Annotated in this window: 12 protein-coding genes, 1 other RNA gene and 2 pseudogenes; 3 read left to right on the forward strand and 12 right to left on the reverse strand. The window is 38.9% G+C overall.

The window, feature by feature from the left end; genetic code table 11:
• Window positions 1-187 precede the first annotated feature (187 nt).
• On the reverse strand, window positions 188-2014 hold the full coding sequence (locus LIZ98_RS12135; RefSeq protein ID WP_227139772.1) for a monovalent cation:proton antiporter family protein: 1827 nt from the start codon (window positions 2012-2014) through the stop codon (window positions 188-190).
• Between the two features lie 125 nt (window positions 2015-2139).
• On the opposite strand from LIZ98_RS12135, the pseudogene speD reads away from it, so the two are divergent.
• A pseudogene (gene speD, locus LIZ98_RS12140) lies at window positions 2140-2757 on the forward strand (adenosylmethionine decarboxylase); the annotation flags it as partial.
• Between the two features lie 135 nt (window positions 2758-2892).
• Window positions 2893-4017, forward strand: a pseudogene (locus LIZ98_RS12145) (IS4 family transposase).
• 125 nt (window positions 4018-4142) lie between these two features.
• Here the strand turns inward: LIZ98_RS12145 and LIZ98_RS12150 are convergent.
• The 8 genes from LIZ98_RS12150 to LIZ98_RS12185 form a co-directional block, all read right to left on the reverse strand.
• A complete protein-coding gene (locus tag LIZ98_RS12150; RefSeq protein ID WP_227139771.1) occupies window positions 4143-4406 on the reverse strand; it encodes a hypothetical protein in 264 nt (87 codons plus the stop codon).
• A 551-nt stretch (window positions 4407-4957) separates the two neighbouring features.
• Window positions 4958-5319: a transfer-messenger RNA gene (gene ssrA / locus LIZ98_RS12155) on the reverse strand.
• A gap of 134 nt (window positions 5320-5453) precedes the next feature.
• Window positions 5454-5921 (reverse strand): SsrA-binding protein SmpB, encoded by a 468-nt coding sequence (gene smpB / locus LIZ98_RS12160; protein ID WP_034772420.1) that lies wholly within the window; start codon window positions 5919-5921, stop codon window positions 5454-5456.
• A 272-nt stretch (window positions 5922-6193) separates the two neighbouring features.
• On the reverse strand, window positions 6194-8464 hold the full coding sequence (gene rnr / locus LIZ98_RS12165) for a ribonuclease R (protein ID WP_375293584.1): 2271 nt from the start codon (window positions 8462-8464) through the stop codon (window positions 6194-6196).
• Window positions 8465-8527: 63 nt separating this feature from the next.
• The gene (locus LIZ98_RS12170; protein ID WP_227139773.1) at window positions 8528-9277 is read right to left on the reverse strand and encodes an alpha/beta hydrolase; all 750 of its coding nucleotides are present in this window, start codon (window positions 9275-9277) and stop codon (window positions 8528-8530) included.
• 212 nt (window positions 9278-9489) lie between these two features.
• The gene (secG, locus tag LIZ98_RS12175) at window positions 9490-9723 is read right to left on the reverse strand and encodes a preprotein translocase subunit SecG (RefSeq protein ID WP_034772426.1); all 234 of its coding nucleotides are present in this window, start codon (window positions 9721-9723) and stop codon (window positions 9490-9492) included.
• Window positions 9724-10001: 278 nt separating this feature from the next.
• Window positions 10002-11606, reverse strand: a complete 1605-nt coding sequence (locus LIZ98_RS12180) for an ABC transporter permease (protein ID WP_227139769.1) — start codon at window positions 11604-11606, stop codon at window positions 10002-10004.
• A complete protein-coding gene (locus LIZ98_RS12185; protein ID WP_227139768.1) occupies window positions 11599-12507 on the reverse strand; it encodes an ABC transporter ATP-binding protein in 909 nt (302 codons plus the stop codon). The genes LIZ98_RS12180 and LIZ98_RS12185 overlap by 8 nt, the downstream gene beginning before the upstream one ends.
• A 202-nt stretch (window positions 12508-12709) precedes the next feature.
• Here LIZ98_RS12185 and LIZ98_RS12190 point away from each other — a divergent pair, with 202 nt between their 5' ends.
• Window positions 12710-13315, forward strand: a complete 606-nt coding sequence (locus LIZ98_RS12190; protein WP_227139767.1) for a TetR/AcrR family transcriptional regulator — start codon at window positions 12710-12712, stop codon at window positions 13313-13315.
• Window positions 13316-13357: 42 nt separating this feature from the next.
• On the opposite strand, the gene LIZ98_RS12195 is transcribed toward LIZ98_RS12190, so the two are convergent.
• The 3 genes from LIZ98_RS12195 to LIZ98_RS12205 all read right to left on the reverse strand — a co-directional run bounded on the left by LIZ98_RS12195 (window position 13358) and on the right by LIZ98_RS12205 (window position 20328).
• On the reverse strand, window positions 13358-19120 hold the full coding sequence (locus tag LIZ98_RS12195) for a lamin tail domain-containing metallophosphoesterase family protein (RefSeq protein ID WP_227139766.1): 5763 nt from the start codon (window positions 19118-19120) through the stop codon (window positions 13358-13360).
• Between the two features lie 234 nt (window positions 19121-19354).
• Window positions 19355-19828, reverse strand: coding sequence for a DUF3052 domain-containing protein (locus LIZ98_RS12200; protein ID WP_227091834.1), 474 nt, complete (start codon window positions 19826-19828; stop codon window positions 19355-19357).
• A 14-nt stretch (window positions 19829-19842) separates the two neighbouring features.
• Window positions 19843-20328 carry an NUDIX hydrolase gene (locus tag LIZ98_RS12205; RefSeq protein ID WP_227091833.1) on the reverse strand — a complete coding sequence of 162 codons (486 nt, stop codon included), beginning with the start codon at window positions 20326-20328 and terminating at the stop codon, window positions 19843-19845.
• Between the last annotated feature and the right edge of the window lie 221 nt (window positions 20329-20549).

A 20549-nucleotide genomic window follows, 5' to 3' on the forward strand; every position in this document is an offset into this window, starting at 1 on the left:
GACGGATTCTCGCTCCATATTTCTTTTTGAAGGCTTCCCAATGTTGATGTTCATCGAATAAGATTTGTTTCAAAATATTTTTCTCCATATATTAAAAATACCACAGTGATAGCTCTGTGGATGTGACGAAATTTTATACTTTCTTATCTTTTAAAAAAGGAAAAACCGAGGATTTCTCCCTCGGTTTTCAATACTCCCCCTCTAACAACTCCCGCAATTCTTTCACATATTCCTCTGAACCGGTGACGATCATGCGGTCACCCATGCGCATCTCAGTATCCCCGTGTGGAACGATCGATTCGTGTCCACGGAAAATACGGACGATGATACAGTCACCTAAAAACGGGAATTGGCGGAGAAGCACACCGTGATAAGCCAAGTTGTTCATTTCGATTTCGTGAAGCGCGATATCTCGTTGTGTTAACATATGGACGACGTTTGGTGATTCGATAAACACTTTTAAAATCGCTCCTGCTGAGAGGGCAAGAGAAATCGTTTCGACGTCTATGCTTTTTAGTTGTTGAACAACCGATGGTGACTCTGCGAAGGCGATGACGCGCGGGGTTCCTTGCTCTTTTGCCCACGTTGCGATTTGGGCGTTCGTCTGTTCGTTACCTGTTAAAACGACGACAACGTCAGCTGTTAGTGCCTCATGTGCTTGTAACGTTTCGAATGAATAATCATCGATATCGACAATTGGGAAGATGTGTTCCGTTTGTTCAATTTTGTCTTGGCGAATATGGTATAGCGTTGTTTCATATTCATCTGGAGACAAATCACGAACAGCTGCAAGCGTAAATTGATTTGTACCAATCAATTTGACCATCTTTTTTCGTTCTTCTTTTTCCACGCGATACAGCTTTTTAAACATAATCGGTGAAACGACGCTCGTGAGCACAGCGACTAAAATCAAGGCGCCTTTCATATTTTCGTCAATCATCCCCATTCGCTCTGCGATCGTTGCCGCTGCGATAACAAGCGACAAAGTAGAAACGAGTAGAAACCCTGCCGCAAGCGTTGTATTGCGATCATACCAAATGCGCAATATGTACACCGGAACGACTTTAGAAATGACAAGTGCGACAAATAAAAGCGGAATAAGCAATAAAATATCGAATTGCGTAAACAATGGCCGAAGATCTAAATTGACACCAACCATCACGAAAAAAATCGGAATAAAAAAGCCGTAGCCGAACGAATCGAGCTTATGAACGAAATCTTGATTTGGCGCCAGTAAAGAAACGAGAACACCGGCAAGAAACGCACCTAAAATATTTTCCGCACCAAGCGCTTCCGATAGCGCGACGAGAACGATAATCAACGCAAATACAGCACGCGTACCAATTTGTATTGTCCCTTTTGCCATCGTTTCGATAAACGAACGCTTTTTAAAATATTTACCTGCAAAGTAAAAAATAACACCAACAAGAAACAATCCAAGCAACAACCATACATTTCCGTGACTCGGATCATGCATCGATACAAATACAGCTAAAAGAACCATTGTTACTAAGTCCGCAATAACCGCAATTAATAAAATCGTTTGTCCACTCGTTGTTTTCATTAATTTCGCATCTTTGAGAGTTGGGACGACGACGCCAAGCGATATCGTAGAAATAATGAGTGTCATTAAAAAGGCATTGTCGATGTAACCGAGCCAAACAAATATGTAAGAAAGACCGAGCGACACGAGAAAAATGCCGACAAATACAATAGAAGCGACGAAAAACGCATTTGGCTCTTTTTCTTCCTTCCCCTTCTTTTTGTTCGCAAAGGCAGAAAAATCAATTTCTAACCCACTTAAAAACATTAAAAACAAAAATCCTAATGTCGATAACGTCTCTAACCACATATCTTGTTCAACAATATTGAATCCCGTCTTTCCGATGATAATCCCTATCACAATTTCCGCTACAACGACAGGAATCATGTGCAGGCGAATACGGTGCAATAAAAGTGGCGTAAGGAAAGCGACAACAAGAACGATAACTAATGATGAAATTGATGCATGCATCCTTCATTCCTCCTTCCGATCTTTCCGTCCATTATATAAGTTCCATTATATAAGTTTGTGAGCTAAGTTACAATTTTTTTCGCACAAACGGGGCAACATAAGAAAAAAAGAAAGGAAGATATATGATGAAACTTCACGGATTTAACAACTTAACGAAATCGCTTAGCTTTAATATGTACGATATTTGTTACACGACAAGCGCAAGCGAGCGGGAAGCATATATTGCATACATTGACGAAGTGTATAATGCGGAGCGGTTGACGAACATTTTAAAAGACGTGTCGGATATGATTGAAGCGCACATTTTGAATATCGCCAAGCAAGATTACGTTCCTCAAGGGGCAAGCGTGACGATGCTTATATCTGAAAGTCCGATTGAAGTTCCAAAAGAAGAGCCACCTGTGCCGCAAGCAATCGTTTGCGCTCTTGATAAAAGCCATATTACCGTGCATACATATCCAGAATATCATCCGAACGACGGAATTAGTACGTTTCGCGCTGATATTGATGTCGCAACGTGCGGGGAAATTTCACCATTAAAGACGCTCGGTTATTTAATTCGCTCATTTGAAACCGATATTATGATTATTGATTATCGCGTGCGCGGATTTACGCGCGACATTTCGGGGAAAAGGCTGTTTATCGATCATGACATTACATCCATTCAAAACTACATCCCCGATGACATTCGCAAACAATACGATATGATTGATGTGAACGTCTATCAAGAACATATTTTCCATCACTAGCGTCGCATTAAAATAATTTAACACCTTTAAATAAACCGAATTTTCTGAAATATAATCCAAACACAAAAAAATCCTTTATAATGGTTGGGTGGTAGTAAACCATCCAAATCCAATACAAAGGACAAAACCATGGATAAGTTTACACGAAAAACATTATTTGAACAATGGTTTTCACCGATTCATCATCCATTATTTAACGACCTAGTGAAAACACATCAATTAAATCACTATACCAAGAAACTTTATATGGCTTCATTTATGAAACTGCTTTTGTATGCCCAACTCCATGAAACCGAGAGTTTACGGGCGTTGAGTGACGCTGTCTTTTTAGAAGAATTACAACGAGCAACGGGATTGGAATCGATTAGTTTTTCACAGTTAGGGAGACGAATCAATACCATCCCAACTGAGTTCTTTCAAACGATTTTTCTCGATTTAGTGGCACAAATTCATCGGAAAACCAATTTCCAAACAAGAAGAAAAGTGACAACGCCTTTGAAAATCATTGATTCGAGTACATTACCGCTTCATTTGACCAATCATAAGTGGGCAGAGTTTCGAAAAACAAAATAAGGAGTAAAGCTTCACTTACGACTTGTTTTTATGGAAAATGGACTCTCCTATCCAGATAAAGCCGTACTCACGAATGCCAACGAACATGATCGTGGTCAACTAGAAGTATTCGTGGATAACAAAGAATGAATGTACGTGTTTGATCGTGGTTACTTGGATTATAGGCGCTTTGATCAAATGACGGAAGATGGCTATTTCTTTGTGACCCGTTTGCGTAAAAACGCTGTTGTCCGAGTGTTAGAATCCTTTTCGTTACCAGAAGATTCACCCGTATTCTCTGATGAAATGGTTGTCATTGGGACACCACAAAATCGTTCTGAAAACGTGTTTCGCTTACTCAAATTGCAAGATACAAAAGGAAATGAGCTTCATTTACTGACAAATCGGTTTGACATTGACACAGATGAAATTGCAGAAATCTACCAATCACGTTGGGCAATCGAACTTTTTTTCAAATGGATGAAACAACATCTGAACATTAAAAAGTCTTTTGGTCACAGTGAACAAGCTGTACATCATCAAGTGTACGTAGCCATGATAGTGTACTGTCTGAATGTTTTAGCTCAGTTGAACACGAATAGCGAACGCAGTTACTTACAAATTAGTCGCTATTTGAAGGCTTCTTTGTGGAAATCCGCTCACATTTGGTTACGAAAAATCGAAGGAAACGGCGTCCCATAAAGGTTTGCCAGTCGTTGTTGCACAAGTCATAGGTTATAGTAAAAAAATGGATGTCTACTACCCTCGCTTAGGTGTTTTCGTTTTTTCTCTAAAGTCCAGAAAAAATAAAACTGAAAATTCAGATATCATTTATGCGACGGTAGTGGTTTCTTTGTTCTTCTTAATTTTTTCCTTAACTTCAAATCCTCAAAAAGCCAATCTGAAACAATTTCTCCCCACTTTTCCTCATACATCATCCCTTTCTTTTTAAATGATTTCTGTTTAGGGAGTTGATCTTCATCCGCATACTTCTTAGCTGTTCGCCAATTAATTCCCATTGTTCTTTGTATTTCTGAAATAGATAAACCTTTGTTATTTCTTAAATGTTTGATACAATTAATATCAGACATTGCTAGCATCCTTTCTTACCTCCACTACCAATTGCTTGACACAATTACTGTAGTGGGACTTGGGGTGGCTGGCAAGTCTTTTTTTGTTTATGCACAAAAATTTAGTGCAGGACTCTGCATTTTTCCTTTGCAAAGCTCTGCACTTTTATTTTGCCATACACAATTTAACAATTATGTAAACTAATTTTAAAAATAAAACTATAGTTCTCGACATACTAGAACAAAAAAACCTTTTCTAAAAGTAAACCAAAAGTGCTTAAGATCCTAGTTTATACTCAATCACTATGAATCAGTTACTGCCAGAAACGGGAAGTATGATTCGAACCAGTTGAGAAATAAGCTTCTCTTTGAAGAAAAATTTTTTCAAATAAAATAGACCAGCCGCTATGACTGGTCTGTCATTGTTTATTCGGTTATCCAAATTTCAATCCTCATATTGGAGAAGGTTGTGACACCCTTATCACTTAAATTTAGAAATTTTACCCTTTACAGAAGTAAACAAACAAAAAGCTAAAGAACCAAAAAACTCTAGAATATCCACCAAATATGTATGGTGGAGACGGTGGGAGTCGAACCCACGTCCAGAAATATCGGCACTTAAGCGTCTACGAGTGTAGTCGATATATTGGCATTTCGCGATTCACTCGGCCTATCGACAGGCTCTGTGAACGCTAGTCTGATTGTTCTCTTCCTTCGCCTTCAGACGGCAGGCTACCGGCGTATCCCACTCAGATGAGCCCCTGACCCTACCACGTGGGCGATGGAGGGAGGAGCAGCTTTGCGCTTATTAGGCAGCTAAAGCTAAGTTATTGTTAGATTTGCCAGTTATTATTGGCGTGGCGTTATTTACGAGCTCGCCGACTCGACTCGCAGCTTAAGTTCGACCTATTCCTGTCGAATCCTTAACGTCCCCATGTTGTATAGGTTAGTTATGGAATAGTTTTTACTTAGCTACTATTCAATTGTTTTTTGTCGCTGGTCTTTCCTTGCGACATCTTTATTATAGCAAAAACAACTAAAAAAACAAATGGAATGTTTTGTTTCGGTTTACATCTTTTGTCTTTCCCGGAATGCTCGTTCAATATCCCGTTTTGCTTCTTTCTTCTTCAAGTCTTCTCGTTTATCGTATTTTTTCTTACCTTTAGCCAAAGCAAGCTCCACTTTAGCAAAACCGTCCTTCAAATAAATTTTTAACGGAACAAGGGAATATCCGGATTCTTTCGTTTCACCAATTAATTTATTAATTTCTTTTCTATGCAAAAGCAATTTCCTTGTTCGCAGCGGGTCATGATTATAGCGGTTCCCCTGCTCATATGGGCTAATGTGCATATTGTGTAAGAACACCTCGCCCTTTTCAATCCGGGCATATGCATCTTTTAAATTGGCACGACCTGCACGAATGGATTTAATCTCTGTTCCTTGCAAGACGATTCCGGCCTCATAGGTTTCCTCAATAAAATAATCATGAAAAGCTTTTTTGTTTTGGGCAACGATTTTTCCTCTTCCTTTTGGCATAATGCATTCCCCCAGTAACCATTTATTTTAGCAAAAAACGGGGAGAAAAGCAATTTGTGATGGAAGCAAATTTTCTTTGAGAACATTTAAGCATTTTCAAACGGGTTTATCTTTAACTTTATAAGAAATATGCAATTTTGTAACCAATCAAATTCTAAATAGGCACAGCCCCTCGCCTTTGGACCGTACCTAAATTGATTCCTACGACATTCGGTGAAATATAAGCTGTAATACCCAACATCGCCATACTTGGACCGTACCTAAAATGATTCCTACCTTGTTTTTTTCTTTTTCCGTTTTGCACTAGGAGCATTCTCATAAAATTTCTTTTTCTTCTTCGGTTTCTTATCTGAGCGACTGTCTCCGTTTTTGCTACCGTTCCGCGGTTTTTTATTCGGATTGGCAACAACGATTTTTGGCGCTTCTTTTCGCTCCGAACGTCTCGTGGACTTCATGCCGACAACTTCAAAATCAATCGAACGTTCATCTTTATTAACATTAATCACGCGAACAGTAATCTCATCGCCAATTCGGAAAACATTACCGGTTCGCTCGCCAATCATCGCATATTGCCGTTCATCATAATGATAATAGTCATCGGTTAAGTAGCTAACGTGGACGAGTCCTTCAATCGTATTCGGCAGTTCAACAAATAGACCAAAGTTTGTTACGGAACTAATAATGCCATCGAACTCCTCACCGATTTTATCCAACATAAATTCGGTTTTCTTCAATTCATCGGTTTCGCGTTCAGCATCGACTGCACGCCGCTCCATTTTTGATGTATGCTCGGCGATTTCCGGTAACATCGCATCCCATCTTGCCTGAGTGGCCGGGTCAATTTTCCCATCAATTAAATACGTCCGAATCAAGCGATGAACGATTAAATCAGGATACCGGCGAATCGGTGAAGTAAAATGGGTATAAAACTCGGTTGATAATCCAAAATGGCCCAAATTTTCCGGGTAATATTTCGCCTGTTGCATCGAACGGAGCATTACCGTATTAACGACCATTTCTTCCGGTTTGCCTCGGACTTCATCGAGAATTTCTTGTAAAGCACGAGGATGAACGGAATTGGCTTTTCCCCTTACAATCAAGCCGAAATTCGTGATAAACTCAAAAAACCGCTGTAATTTATCCTCTTTCGGGTCTTCGTGAATTCGGTAAATAAAAGGGACCTCGAGCCAATGGAAATGTTCGGCAATCGTTTCATTGGCGGCTAACATAAACTCCTCAATTAACCGTTCAGCAACCGACCGTTCCCTTGTGACGACATCAGTCGGGTGTCCTTCTTCATCAACCAACACTTTTGCTTCTTTAAAATCAAAATCAATCGCTCCCCGGTTCATCCGTTTATGACGTAAAATGGAAGCCAATTCTTCCATTAATTCGAACATAGGGACAATCGACTCGTATTTTTTCCGAATTTCTTCATCTTTATCGACTAAAATTTTATTAACGTCCGCATAAGTCATCCGCTCCGTTGTTTTAATCACACTTTGGAAAATTTCGTGACTGACAACTGTGCCATGTTCATCAATCTCCATTTCACAAGATAATGTCAGGCGGTCAACGTGTGGATTCAAAGAACAAATGCCGTTCGACAGACGATGGGGAATCATCGGAATGACCCTGTCAACCAAATACACGCTTGTCCCTCGTTCAAACGCTTCACGGTCAATCGGGCTTCCTTCCGTTACATAATGGCTGACATCGGCAATATGGACGCCTAATTTGTAATTACCATTTTCCAATTTCGTTACAGTAACCGCATCATCCAAATCTTTTGCATCGGCACCGTCAATCGTTACAATCACTTGGTCGCGGAGATCACGGCGGTTTGCCAGCTCACTTTCGGTAATGATATCCGGCGTGTTTTGAGCTTGCTCCATCACCTCATCCGGAAATTCCATAGGCAATCCATGTTTATAAATGATCGATAAAATATCAACCCCCGGGTCATTTTTATGCCCAAGAATTTGGACGACTTCCCCTTCCGCACTCATTCGGCCTTCCGGGTAAACGGTAATGTTGACAACAACCTTATGTCCTTCCACCGCCCCCATCGAAGCTTCTTTCGGGATAAAAATATCTCCGTTAAATTTTTTATCATCAGGAATGACAAAACCGAAATTCGCACTTTGTGTATAAGTACCGACAATTTGTTTCGTTCCTCGTTCTAAAATACGAATAATGGTTCCTTCTCTTCTCGCTCCGGAACTCTGTTTTGTAACCCTTGCAAGCACCAAGTCACCATTTAAAGCGGTATTTGTTTCACCGGGAGGAATAAAAATATCATCCATGCCGGGTTCTTCCGGAATAACAAAAGCAAAACCTTTCGCATGTCCGGAAACTCGTCCGCGAATCAGGCTCATTTTTTCCGGGAGACCGTAGCGGTTGCTTCGTGTCCGAACCACGAGACCCTTTTCTTCCATGTATACCAGTGTTTTGACAAAATCTTTAAATTCACTGGAGTCATTAATTCCGAGAGCAGCTTCCAACTCACTTACCGTCAGCGGTTTATAAGCTTCTTCTTTCATATAATCAAGTAATTTTTCAACTAAGGCTAGCTGTTCCAAAGTAAATACCTCCTTTCGATTTTTTTATTCTTTCCAATCCAAGCTATTTAAAAACTGAAGGATATCTTCATGCAATTGTTCTCTTTCCTTATCCAATGTAATCACATGACCCGACTCTTCATACATCTTTATTGATTTCTCCGTTGATTCCACTTCATTATAAATAATTTTTGCACTATCGATATTCACCATTTGGTCATTTTTTGCCTGTACGATAAATATCGGGGCATAGATCATATCGATATTTGTTTTCACCTCATCGACTAACTGCTCATTTTCCTTCAATAATTGCTGCAGTTCTTTAGAATCGAATGCACTCATTTCTTTTTCAATTTGTTCTTTCGTTTTTCCTTCTTTTTCCTTAAATTCTCTGGCAAATTGTAAAACACCTTGATAGAGTACATCTTTATTTTTAAAATACATCGGGGCACACATAGGAACAATCCCTTTTACCGGCTTCGAGTATCCAAGTTTTAAAGAAAAAAGTCCGCCAAGGGAAAGACCGGCAACCGCTATTTCATCATGACCCATATTTTTTAAATCATTGTATGCTTGGACGACATCTTCCCACCAATCATCCGGAGTATATTTCAATAGTTCTTCCGGTGCTTTCCCGTGCCCGCGATAAATCGGTGCGTGGCAAGTATATCCATGTTTCTCAAGTGCTCTTCCCAGCATTCGAACATCGGCGCTATTCCCGGTAAATCCGTGCAATAGTAAAACAGCTCTTGGACCTCTGTGAAACGTAAAAGGCTTTGGTGCAACGATTTTCAATTCCATTCTTCCTCTCTATGTACAAACAACTACAAGTATTTTTTACGAAAAAAGATAAAGTTAAACTCTGGAAAATGAAACTTCCGCTTAAACGGGGAAATAATTTCCTGAATTCAGCTTACAAAATCTTAAGGTAAAAGTAAAACAAAGTGCAAAGCCTCTCTCTAAAAGAAAAAATCCTGACCAATTGCGGCCAGGAATCGATTTATTCATTAATAACCAAAATAAGCAAGTAAAATGGTCAATACGAAAAAGATGATTGAAAGGACAATTGTAATCCGTTGAAGAACTAAATCCATTCCACGGGCTTTTTGTTTACCGAATAATTGCTCAGCACCACCGGAAATGGCACCTGACAAGCCCTCACTTTTCCCTGATTGCAACAGGACAACAGCAATTAAAGCAAGGCAATCAATAACTAGTAATACGATTAAAAAAGTATGCACACGTCTACCTCCTAAAGGAACATAACTATTATTAATGTAGCATAAATGTGTGATAAAAACAATTGCAACATGAATGTGGTGTCTGTACATTTTAGGTAAAGACACATTCGTTTTACACTTAAAAATTTTTGAGGAAAATTATAACATGTCACAAAAAGATACAACTATGAACCTGTCTGTACAATATAAGATTGTTTCATTTTTCACTTAAAATTTTATATTTGTCACTAGAAAGAAACAGTAAAGGAGAGAGAACTAGAACGGTTCTCCCTTCAGTTTCATCCAATAATATCCCTCTTATTATAGCCGATTACACCCATTATTGAGACAATAACTGATCCAATCGTGATTGCAATGGTTGATGACCAGACGAAATCATCCAGTGGCATATATGGTACGAAATGGAAAACAGATAAATTTTTCACCCATTCCGGTAAGTCAAACAAATCCCCAACATAGATAATTAAGAAGCAATAAACGATATAAAACCAAGTTAGTCCTGTTATTTTCGGCTTTAATCCGATTAATAGTGTTGTTAACGCTACTAAAAACCAAATTGCCGGTAGATAGACATAAGCTGACAGGAAGATCGTGCCTGTATCCAACTCATCCGTTAACACCCAAGAACCAACCGACCATAAACCAGTGGCAATAAATGTCTGCATCAAAAAACTTGTTATAATTGCTAAACCTAAATAACTGCCCAATAATTTATTCCTGGATACTGCTCGGCTATAGATAAGTTCTGTTTGATTTTTGCTTTCTTCACTCTTTACTTTTACAATCGTCATAACAACCGAGATAGAGGCAATCATGGACATAATCCCCATAAGTAAAGAAATAAAGGAATCCCTCATCGATGTTCCCGAGTCTCCCTGTAAATAGACCTGTAAAATTTCCATATCGGCAAAATATGTTTCTAGTTCCCCTAATATCGATCCAAATGAAGCACTAAGAACAAAGACACCAATGCCCCAAGCAATAATATTTGTTCTCTGCAATCGAAAAGCAAGACCAACTGGTGTTTGCAGAAAGGTTGAAGCATGTATTTTCCCTTTTCGTTCCGGTAAAAAACCTGCCCCCATATCTCGAATCGAATTTAAGTAAAAAGTGAGACCAATTAGTACAACTAACAAAAGCAGTAATAACAGCACCGGCCACCAATGATTTTCAACAAAAACATCGGTACGAACAACCCAGCCAAGTGGAGAGACAAGAGACAAGCCTTCCTGCCCGGTATCACCGATGGCTCGAATCAAATAAAAAGTAATCATGGCAGCAAATGAAAAACCAGTTGCTCCGCGTGACGTTTCTGAAAGCTGGGCAAACAAAGCTGTAAACCCTGCAAAGGTAAGACCGGTCACCCCAAGGATTACGCCATATAAAAATGACCCCTCCAAATCCATCCCTTCCAAATCTAATAAAGATAAGCTTGCACCTACAAGAACTGTGAGGATACCGTTAAGCATCACTGCCATAATGAGACTTGCAGATAAATAGGATAGTTTTCCAACCGACAAGGCACGTACTAACTCCATTTGCCCATCCTCTTCATCCGCTCTCGTTGCCCGGCTAACAAGCAAAATATTCATGACCGCCACCGCAATTAAAGTGAAAATCAACATTTCATTGGCAAAAATGGATGCTGTATTGTAGTCCGCTGCATCATATCCGGGACCAAGCATGGCAATCATCGCCGGGTTATCCATCGTAAGAGCATAGGCCATTATATCTTGCTCAGATTTATATACACCCGGATATGCGGACGCAACTGCCAATGTCACAATAACAAGACTCAATAACCAAGCAACGATTTTAAAACGGTTTTGTTTTAAAATTAATTTTGTAATTGGTCCGGTCCCTTTAAAAAGATTTTCAAGCATGGCCAGCACCCCCAGCTTGCTTAGTTTCCTTATAGTGGCGCATAAACAAGTCCTCTAATGTTGGTGGCATACTTTCAAATTTTACTATGCTGAAGGAACTAAGATACCGGATCACTTCACCAAGTTTTTCCGTATCTACTTGAAAATTCCATTCCTGATTATGGTTTGTGACTTGATGAACACCCGATATTGTTTCTAAATTTGTAATCGGTTCTTTTGTTACAACAGTGATTTTCGTTCGAGTAAGATGCCGCAATTCTGTTAATGTACCGGTTTCAATAATTTTACCTTGACGAATGATTCCTACCTTATCACAAACCTTTTCCACTTCTGATAAAATATGACTTGATAAGAAAACTGTTTTGCCATTTGCTTGCACTTCTTTTATACACTCCTGAAAAGTATGTTCCATCAATGGATCAAGTCCTGAAGTTGGTTCGTCTAAAATATATAAATCCGCATCACGACTGAAGGCTGCCACAAGAGCTACTTTCTGCCGGTTCCCCTTTGAATAAGTGCGGCATTTTTTCTTCGGATCCAGTTGAAACCTATCGATAAAAACATCCCGCCGTTTCTTATCCACCTGTCCATTCATTTTCAAGAGAATGTCAATTACCTCTCCTCCCGTCAAGTTTGGCCAAAGATTTACATCTCCGGGTACATAGGCAATTCGCTTATGAATTTCCACCGCATCCTTCCAAGTATCTTTCCCAAAAATCTTTGCCGTTCCCGATATCGGTTTTAACATACCGAGAAGTGTCCGAATTGTCGTTGATTTTCCTGCTCCGTTCGGCCCAATAAACCCGTAAATTTCCCCTTCGTTTACTTGCAAGTTAATCTGATCCAAGGCAGTAAACTTCCCAAATTTTTTCGTTAAATCAATGGTCTGCAGAATGGTCATTATAATCCTCTCCTTTAATATGGAAGGTGAATTCTAGCGTTAAGAAAATTACATTACAAAATTTTCGTCCCATAAGTTTTGAAATATTTTAATTTATATATTTCATAATATATTTAAAACCAATAAATTGCAACCAATTTATGAAATATATTTATTGTTTAATTTCAAATTTATGTTTACACTAATATTGAGGTGAAAATGGATGGACGGATTCGAAAGACGTCGGGAATTAAAAAAAAGAAACATACTGGATGCAGCATTAAACTTGTTCCTGACAAATGGCGTTCAAAAAGTATCTATTGCGGAAATTGCTAGTAAGGCAGCTGTTTCCCAAGTAACGATTTATAATTACTTTGAAAGTAAAGATAATTTGGTCCATGAAGTCATTATTTATTATGTCAATCAAGTATGGAAAGATTATGAACAATTATTCAACAGCTCCCTTCCGTTTTACGAGAAGGTAAAACAAATCATTTTCAATAAAAAAGAAATTGCCGCCCACATTCATGAAGATTTTTACCAATACATTATGAAGGAATATGCTAAAGAAAAGAACGATATCGAAAAACTATTCAATGAAAAAGTACTTCCACGGTTGATTGAATTATTTAATCAAGGAAAAAAGCAAGGCTATGTTGACCCAAGTTTATCCAATGAAGTCATTCTCCTTTATATTCAAATGTTCAAGGAATTTTTTCAACGGAAAGATGTGTATCAAGTCGCTCTACCCCTAACGGAAGAATTGATGACTCTTTTCTTTTATGGAATGTATGGAAAAAGAGATGGGAAGGGAAATGAAAAACTGTAGGGGATTATAAAAAGCCCGCGATATTCACGGGCTTTTTAGCTTTTATTTTGAATCCAAACCAAATTTCCGTCTCCGGTAGGCAACTAAGAGAATGGAAGCCACCAAAAGAAGTAAGAAACCTGTAACCATTAGATTAATAAGATTGGTTGCTGTTTCCGGTAGTACCCCATTTCCACTTTTGCTCTCACCGGTTACATTTTTTTCATCCGTATGCTCAAATGCAGCAAACGTACCAGGTTGATTAATGGCTGTGGTCACTTTTCCATCTGCATATTCGCCGCCAATCAGTTCCCATTTCTGTCCATTCCAGTTACGTATTTTTATATCCGCCAGCTGTCCTACATTTTCCGTTTCTACCGCCAATGTCATTGTTATACCTTCAAGAAACGATTTAATGATCTTTTCCCCTTGTTTTACTGACAATTTGTATACATTACTTAAGGATTTTGCTACTCGCGCTTGTCTCTCAATGCTTATCACTGCATTTCCTCGACCGGCGAAAACAGAAGCCGGTATATCAAGAACAATATCGCCCTTTTGAATCGTTAACACGAGACTTTTTCGCTTCATTTTTTCTATTTGTGCTTCAGTGAGATGAACTTCAAGCGATTCAAGTTCCGCCTGATTATTTAAATCCAGTACGATATTTCCCTTTTCATTGACTTTATTAAAAACAGAATCATTAATCATTGCCATCTTTCCATTCAAAACAGGCTCGACAACTTGTTTATTGGTTGAAATTGGTACACCCGGCTCGTTGTCTTCCTTGCCGCCGTTATTATTTTGCCCATCACCAGGTATTTCTGGTTCTTCAGGTCCAGCTGGTATTTCCGGTGTTTCCGGTTCAACGATTTCCCCTTCTTTTGTTACCACACTCCAGATTTTTGAACGGGACTTGCCGCCAAATTCATCAGATGACTCAGCATACCAAAAGTATTCCTTTTCCGGTTCTAACCCGTTCCATAGTACTGTGGCAACCTCTCCGCTTGTAACGTTCTCGACCTGATCTATTAATTTGTTCGTATACACATTCACTTCGACATAATCGGTTGCAACTTTTTTCGTTTGCGCCGTCATGTCAAATGGAATGATAAATTCGTCTTTTTCAGGAAATTCTTCCGGATTGTAGTAATTATAATCATCCATATAAGGCGAATAGGTTTGTACATATATTTGGTTCGCATCCATATCAAAATTTAAAATTCGCATATATCCTTGACCGCCTTCCGGACCACCTTGATAGTCGGCTAACATTTGGTAAACCGTCCTGTCACTGGCACCATCGCCATTATCATCAATTGGATCAATAAGCGTTTGTGCATTATGATAATGACCGGAAAGAACAGCGATGACATTTTCATTTGGTAGGACGACTTTTTGAAAAATTTCATTTCCGATTGGGCTGCGACTGCCACTGGCAAGTAAATACTCGTGAAAGTTTAAGATGGCGATTCGGTTTGGATGGTCTGCCAACACTTGATTCATCCAGTCAATACCTTCCTCATCCACACCCCAGCCCATATAAATCATAATAAAATCAATTCCGTTCACTGATAGTAAATCATAATGGCCTCGGTTATTTAGGTACGATTCCCCGTAGTAGGAACGATTCTCAAAACGGTCGGCACCAAAAAATTGGTAATAGTTATCATAGTTAATTGTCTTTTGATCGACATCATGATTACCAGCCAATACACCATATGGAATATTTGCTTCATCCAACACTTTCATTGAGCGATCAGCCACATCCCACTGGGCCATGTCATCATATTCATCGACTAAATCACCGGTATGAAAGACATACTCTATGTTTAATGCATTCCGATTTTCTGCAATCCATTTCACTTGTTTTTCATAAATATATGGATAGCTTTCCGAATAATATTGGGTATCCGACATCCAAACAAATGAAAAATCTTCTCCTTGTTTGGCAACTTGGTCTTGGACGATAACACTAATTTTGTCATCCTTCACATATTCTCCGGCTTTTACTTTGCCAACCAGCTGGAATGACTCGTTACCGGCAATGGTGGAGACGAGTGCATCCCATTGTTCTGTAGAATGATTCCACGCATACATCGTCACTTTACGACCGGAAAACGAGGAACCGTTCCAAACCACTTCCACTTCATCATCGACATCAACAGCTTCTTCTACCATAATATCAAAACGGTGGTAAGGAAATTCTGTCATAGACTCAGTGGCAAGCTCCGTTCCGTCATTCTCGAATAGTTTGCCGGTTTCTTCTTCAGTAAGAACCCTTTCACCTATAGGTAAGAAGCCTTCTGGTGGTTCCGTACTTGATGTATTTTGCGATATTTTGATCTGTTTATAGTCGTCTGCCGTATATTGATATCCTTGATAGAAGGCCACGTTCATCGTATCTCCTGTAGGATCATTAACACGGACAGACAGCTTGGCACTTGTTGCATCCGGGTCATTTTCCATCCATTCCGGCAATGTTGGATGCTCGTCTACTACCTTGAACTCTACTGTTTTTGTTGTGCTATTCCCTGCTGCGTCAGTGGCAGTATATACGACCTTATGGATTCCCGATTGTAACTGAGCGGATGATGTTTCATACGGAAGTGTGATTGCTTTTCCATCAAGGGTCGCAGTTACTTTTTCCACTTCACTTGTCACATCATCCACATCCGCATCAATGGTAAATTTCCCTTTGTATTCTTTAGCATTTTCAACGGTCGGTTTAATGATCGGACCTGTATTATCAGTGATTACTTCTGTTTTTATTTCCTTATCATGAAGAACTGCTTTTATTTCATGTTTTCCGTCCTTAACACTTGCCGTATTGAATAAAAATGCTTTCGAAGTAAATTTCTCTTGGTCAATTGTGAATGTGAAATCATATACACTCTTCATCCCTGCACTATCCCCAACGGAGTATTCGACGGTTGGATCTCCATAATTCGGATCGTAAATCGTCGTCCCGTCAGCCAACACAAGCCGGACATTTTTAATATAAAAATCATCTCTATTTTCCGTCGATGTTTCATCAAAAGGACTTACTTTATTTCCAGCACGAATCGTAATCACATTTTCACCCTGCTTCAAATGGTCCGGCGAAACCGGTACAGTCAAAGTCGTGTAACCGTTAATTGTGTCATCAAATATTTTTAAAATCTCCTCGCCCATTGTGACACCGTTCTGAAAATAAAGATTCGTCTTCCGGACATCAAAGGCAAAATAAGCTTCCGATTCCATTGCCATAAACGTATCATTCACTTGGACACCATCGAAATATAATTGAGTCTCCTCAGTAAATGTGTCCTCTGTTGCTTTTATTATTTTTTCACCGGAAAGAAGTTCATTGTCGCCTACATTTAACCTGAATCCTTTATTCAGCTGTGGATTTTGGATTGTTAACATCCGGTTATCCGTTCTCGTTTCATTCTTACCGTCGTTTGCAGTTAAATAGTATTCCAGTTTATCTTTTCCAATCAATTCCGGTTCATAAATTGTATATTCATAGACATCCTTTTCATTGGTAGATTGTACAAGATTCACCTTTGTAAATTCCCCGTCACCAATCCGGTAGTAAAGAGTGGCTGTTTTCACTTGTTTGTTATCGGTTATTTTCGCGGAAAAAATGAAAGGTTTTGTTGTTTCCACTTTTCCCTCTGTAGTTGTATCGGTAATGCTTGGTGCTATCTCGTCTTTAGAAATCGTAACTCGCTGTTCCGGCACTTGTTCCGGCATGACGCTGCCCGGTGTTGCTTTTAACGTTCCGCCGCTAATCTTTTTCAATTTAATGCTTCCATCAATCGGATATTTGTAAAAAATTCCTTTATCAGGCGCAGTATCATCGACGCCTACTTCATCAAAATAGCTTGCGGCGGAAATTTCATACCCGGTTTTTGTTGAGACAATTAGTGTCCGCTGTGAACTGTTCGCCAGCCCGTTATTATATAGTCGAAATAAATTTTTTCCCTCGATTAAATTTGTTCCGTAATTGGTATTAAAATCCATTGCAGTGAGATGCGCATTCGCTTTATTAATATTCCAAAAGACAACCGACTCACCGGCCGGAATAATTACTTGTACATCCTCCTCAGGTTGCCATAACAAATCTCCACTCGCATCCTCACCCGGGTATCGGTAACGTATTGTATAATCTTTAAAATTAATTGCTTCATTTGTATTGTTATAGATTTCGATAAATTCATAGGCATCCGAACCACTGATGTTTGAACTGTCCGGTACAATCTCGGTAATGAGTAGTTCCGGTAGTTTTCGATAATCTACTTGATCTTTAACCAGTTGATGGATCATCGTTTCCGTTTTTGCTTCTCCCGCTTCATTGGTAGCAACAATATAATATTGAATCCGATCACCCCAAATTTTAGAATGAGGAATATGTACTTGATATGTAGAATTGTTACTTTCGTTGTTTTCCATTGGAATTACTTCAAAACTGGAACCGCTGCTCTGGTTGAAATAGAGTTTAACACTGGAAATAGCCGTATTCGATGTTACATTAGTTTCAACGGCGAGACCACTTTCTGTTTCTAAAAGTTTTGTCCCGGAAATGACAGGAACTTCCGCCTCTATTTTGACTTGGACAGTCTCATTTGGTACTTGCTCAGGAAAAACAATGGCGGGTGTAATGGTTTGACCAAGCCCAACTTTTTGCATCAAGCTTGTCCCATCAATCGGGTATTTATAAGTAATGCCTCGGTTTACTTGGTTATCGTTCGAGCCGTTGTTATAGCTTGCTGCAACAATTTCTTGACCTGCTTCATCCGACAGAATTAGCGTCCGCTCACTGCCATTTGCCAACCCGTCACTTTGCACGATGGCAACATGATCTTCAGTTAAATTTAAGTTATATTGCTTATTAAAATCGGCTATCGTTTTATTGCGGTTTTCCGAATTATGAATCCAGACGATAAAACTTTCTTTCGGTTCGATCCATTTATCATCGGTAATATCCCAAATTTGATCAGGTGTACTGTTTGGATAGCGGTAAATAACCTTATAATCTTTCATATTGATTGGTTGATTGCTATTATTATAGATTTCGATAAATTCATAGCCGTCAGACCTACCAACATTATCTGTATTCGGTGTAATTTCTGTTATTAATAGTTTTGGAAGTTTTTGATAATCAATTGACGGGTTTGGCAGCTTTTCTTGATAAACCGTTGATGTAACCTCACCACTCACATTTGTTGCTGTAAAATAATATTCGATTGCATTGCTCCATATTTTTGCAAGTGGAAGGGTTACAATATATTTTCCATCTTGGGATTTCTCCATCGTTACTGTTTCGTAGCCAAATGCATCACTTTGTTTGACAAATATTTGAACAGACGTAACTTCTTGGCCTGATGTAACCGGAACCTCTATAGTTATGTATTGTTGACTGGCATCGATTGAGAAATTTGGTTCTCCGATGACAGGTGCTGTTTCAGGTACAGGTTCAGTTTTATTACTTTTCGTGTTATTTGGTACATCTGCTTTTGGTTGTTCCTTTTCTACATCTTCATTATCTTTTTGTCCATTCATTAAATTGTCTTCGTGTGTAACATGATTATCATTGCTTTTTTCTGTATTTGTCTCCCCTCCTTCTTTTGTTTCTATGTCCATTGGATTTATCTGTTCCGACTGCATATCGTTCTCAATCTGTTCCCCATCTTCACCAACGATTGGCCGGGCAACATTAACAGCCCCTTCAACATTTTCTGCTGCCCTGACAGAATGAATTCCCGGTAAAAAGGTTGTTAATAGGACCGTACTGGCTGCAATTATCGCAACTTTTCTTCTTAATCTCTTAAAAATAGCCATTTACCTTCCTCCAATTTTGTAAATTCAATTCAAGTATAAAAATTGAATATGAAGGACGAGTAAATCTATTGATAATCCATTTTAATTTTCTGTAATTTTTCATTTGAATTTCGCACCTTGGAAAAACCAATAAGTCGGTGAAACTTATTCAAGTATTTAATTATTGATGTAATGATAGAAAGAAGAAAAAAAGTCTCTCATTTTCCGATAATTTGGTGGTAAATGAAAGACTTTTTAAACTTCTATACTCTTTTGTTTGTTCTCTCTATTACCTTTTTCTGTATAAGCAAAATTTCTTGTCATTTTTTTGATTTGCTCTACTTTACGGAAGCGCAATGCAGACCAGTCTTCATCAATGGCCACTTGCCGAACAGGCTCATAGCCGCCATCCGCTAATAGAGGAGCTACTGTATCACGGCTACAATCGGATTCTGTATACGTTTTTGATGACTTTTTCGGATAACAGAGCCATACCAATCCCTGATCATTCACATGTTTAATCGCTTCTTTAGCCAACACTCGGATTTCATCGTTTGAAGTCCCAAAAATTTGGATAAAATCATATGCCTCCTCACTAATTTGCGTATCAACTCGTCCGGAAAAACCCTCGATCACTACTTCATAAGATTTTGGTGCACCTAATATGAGTACCGGTTGCCCAGCATCTTTAAATTGTAATTTTTTTAATATCGGATGAATGCTTTCCAATTTATTTCTCCCTTCTATTTTTTAAAAACTAACCGAAAATAGTGGTCAATTGATGGTACAATTTCTTGATTTGTAACCATCACATCATATTCCTTCTGATTGACCCATTTGGCATCGGAAACTTCCTCCGCTTGCAATGCTAAATCGTGGATATTAGCGTTTTGCTGGAAATACCATAAATCGTAATGGGAGCACTCCCTTGTCTCTTGGTGAATGATTTTACCATTATCCGGGTTGAGGTCCATCCCAATTTCTTCTTTTATTTCACGGAGGATTCCTTGCAAACTCGTTTCACCTGCAAGGACCGATCCTCCATTACATTCCCAGAGATTCCCATATGGTTTTGTAGGGTGCCGTTTCGAGATAAGTACTTCACCCCGCTCATTTTCAATAATCGCATGAACAACTAAATGATAACTTCCCTCTGGTAACGGTACACTTCTCAGATGAGTTTTCCCCGTTTTCTTCCGGTTGATGTCATAAACATCCCATAATTCCATTTCCGGTCACCTCCGTGTCTATTCAATAGAACGACTCTCATAAACAAGTTTTGTGCTCTTTTTGTAGAAAACTGTCCAATTGAACCGCCTTCTGGTACTACAATCATATCTTTTTTTGTCGTTTTTTATAACGCATATTCCGCACGTAAATTTTTTACATTTTTTATTTTTTAAAGGAATTTTCCTCTTCTTTGTAGAATTGAATGATTATCTAAACTATG

Origin of the sequence: Caldibacillus sp. 210928-DFI.2.18 (assembly GCF_020554505.1) — a bacterium.
Classification (GTDB): domain Bacteria; phylum Bacillota; class Bacilli; order Bacillales; family Caldibacillaceae; genus Caldifermentibacillus; species Caldifermentibacillus hisashii.

Excerpts from the sequence above, each read along its gene's own strand:
- LIZ98_RS12190 (WP_227139767.1), top strand. The coding sequence starts at position 12,710 with ATGGACGGATTCGAAAGACGTCGGGAATTAAAAAAAAGAAACATACTG.
- LIZ98_RS12180 (WP_227139769.1), bottom strand. The coding sequence starts at position 11,606 with ATGCTTGAAAATCTTTTTAAAGGGACCGGACCAATTACAAAATTAATT.
- LIZ98_RS12135 (WP_227139772.1), bottom strand. The coding sequence starts at position 2,014 with ATGCATGCATCAATTTCATCATTAGTTATCGTTCTTGTTGTCGCTTTC.
- LIZ98_RS12195 (WP_227139766.1), bottom strand. The coding sequence starts at position 19,120 with ATGGCTATTTTTAAGAGATTAAGAAGAAAAGTTGCGATAATTGCAGCC.
- LIZ98_RS12185 (WP_227139768.1), bottom strand. The coding sequence starts at position 12,507 with ATGACCATTCTGCAGACCATTGATTTAACGAAAAAATTTGGGAAGTTT.
- rnr (WP_375293584.1), bottom strand. The coding sequence starts at position 8,464 with ATGAAAGAAGAAGCTTATAAACCGCTGACGGTAAGTGAGTTGGAAGCT.
- LIZ98_RS12205 (WP_227091833.1), bottom strand. The coding sequence starts at position 20,328 with ATGGAATTATGGGATGTTTATGACATCAACCGGAAGAAAACGGGGAAA.
- LIZ98_RS12150 (WP_227139771.1), bottom strand. The coding sequence starts at position 4,406 with ATGTCTGATATTAATTGTATCAAACATTTAAGAAATAACAAAGGTTTA.
- smpB (WP_034772420.1), bottom strand. The coding sequence starts at position 5,921 with ATGCCAAAAGGAAGAGGAAAAATCGTTGCCCAAAACAAAAAAGCTTTT.